Below are 2222 nucleotides of genomic sequence, written 5' to 3' on the forward strand. Positions count from 1 at the left end.
ATGTAGATTTTTTTCAACCAGTCACGTTCAACAGTTAACTGGCCTATTTGTTCATACAATTGTTTTATTAAATCCTGATGATCTGGATCCTTGGATTGTGGCTTAATTTGAAAACCACTAATTAAATTTTCTATACCTCTTTTTTCCACTCTTGTATTTGTGTCGGATGAACTCCATATTTGCTACTAATTTGAGCTATTGTCATTTCAGCTTTTATTGTTTCTAAAACTATCTTTGTTTTTTCTGCTGCACTATATTGTTTTGCTTTTTTAGACATATAATTTCTCTTTTGTATTTGAAAATTATATCTCATTCTATCATTTTAGTAGTCCAGTTTTTGGGTACCATTATACCCTACGAAGGCACATGGGTGTCAACTTAAGGAAAATGTCATCCCGTGGTCAAGCCACGGGATGACAGAGGTGAAATTGATCCACGCAACAATGCCCGCTTGCAATGACGATAAAACCATTCATGCAATAATGCCGTTTTACGAAAACAATTTTCCAATTCCGCTACGTAATAGATTCTTAGGATTCATTTTACTGGCTTTTTTCATCATCTCACTTATTTGCTTATATTGCTTTAGCAAAATATTTACCTTTTGTACCGTAGTCCCTGCTCCAGCAGCTATACGTTTTCTACGAGAAGCATTAATTATATCGGGATTCTTACGTTCTTTCAGCGTCATGGATAAAATAATTGCTTCTTGATGTTCAATTATTTTACTATTTAATTTTGATTGATCTATTTGATCCATAATTTTACCGCTACCCGGTAACATGCTAAGTATACTTCCAAAACCTCCCATTTTTTTTATACTTCTCATTTGCTGAAGATAATCATTTAAATCAAACTTACCTTTTTTTAATTTAGCTGCCGTTTTTTCAGCTTCTTCTCTATTAACAATACTAGCTGCTTTTTCAACAAAAGAGATAATATCACCCATATCAAGTATTCGAGAAGCTAAACGTTCAGCATCGAATTCTTCTAAATCGGTTAGTTTTTCACCGCTACTTAAAAATTTAATCGGCTTTTTAGTAATATATTTTACGCTAAGTGCTGCACCGCCTTTAGAATCGCCGTCAATTCTAGATAAAATTAATCCTGAAATCTCTAACTTTTCATTAAAGCTACTTGCCGTGACTACTGCATCCTGCCCTGTCATACTATCGATTACTAACAAAGTTTCCGTAGGCTCTACTATCTTTTTTATTGCAAGAGCCTCCTCCATCATCTCTTTATCAATTTGTGTACGACCTGCCGTATCATAAATTACGACATCATAAGCAGAAATTTTAGCCTCAGCAATAGCTCTTTTGACAATATCTAGGGGTTTCTCACCTTGCACAATAGGTAATGAATTAATCTGTACTGAGTTTGCAAGTATAGCGAGTTGCTCTTGTGCTGCCGGTCTGTAAGTATCCAGAGAAACAAGTAAAACTTTTTTATTTTGATTTTTAAGTCGTAAAGCAAGCTTACTACTTGCCGTAGTTTTACCACTCCCTTGCAACCCTACCATTAGGAAATTTACGGGCGGCTTTGAATTTAAATTTAGCTTTGTCTCATTTCCACTTGAAGCTAAGAGATTTATCATCTCTTCATGGATAATTTTAATTATCATCTGCCCAGGTGAAACAGACTTAATAACCTCCTGCCCTAAAGCTTTTTGTTTAACTTCCGCTATAAAATCTTTTATCACCGGTAATGCAACATCCGACTCTAAAAGAGCCACTCTTATATCCCGCATAGCAGCATCTATTTGAGCTTCCGTCAAAATTCCTGAGCTAACTAGCTTATCAAAAATCTTCGTTAAATTTTGTGTTAAAGTTTTAAACATGTAAGTAATTTAATTTATAAAGTTCCTAGAACCTAATATATACTACGAGTAAATGAATAATAGTCAAAATAAAACATAAATTAAATTTATATTCGAGAGGGAAGCCGCTTCCCATCTTGAATATTTATTAACTATTTTTTTAAAAAAAGACTTACTACATGACAATTTTTCATTTTATCATCTTTGGATATTGGAATATCAAGGACAACAGCTGTATCCAACGTACTAATTGAGTAGAAATATTATACAAGATATTAACCAATGTATCTAATCCAACACGAAATATACTATTTTGCCTATAACCATGTTTTTTAATAACTATTGGTTTATCCAAAACTATAATCTCTCCAGTTTGATAAGCTAGGCAAAATGCAATAGACAA

General features: G+C 33.3%; 2 protein-coding genes and 1 pseudogene. All 3 read right to left on the reverse strand.

The features are described 5' to 3' along the window. Positions 1-130: 130 nt before the first annotated feature. Positions 131-277, reverse strand: coding sequence for a transposase (locus REIS_RS10595; protein ID WP_008579742.1), 147 nt, complete (start codon positions 275-277; stop codon positions 131-133). Between the two features lie 213 nt (positions 278-490). Then, entirely contained in the window at positions 491-1840 is a 1350-nt protein-coding gene (gene ffh, locus REIS_RS00370; protein WP_008579267.1) for a signal recognition particle protein, read from the reverse strand. Between the two features lie 169 nt (positions 1841-2009). After that, positions 2010-2222: pseudogene (locus tag REIS_RS00375) on the reverse strand (transposase); the annotation flags it as partial.

The organism is Rickettsia endosymbiont of Ixodes scapularis, from assembly GCF_000160735.1.
GTDB lineage: Bacteria > Pseudomonadota > Alphaproteobacteria > Rickettsiales > Rickettsiaceae > Rickettsia > Rickettsia tamurae.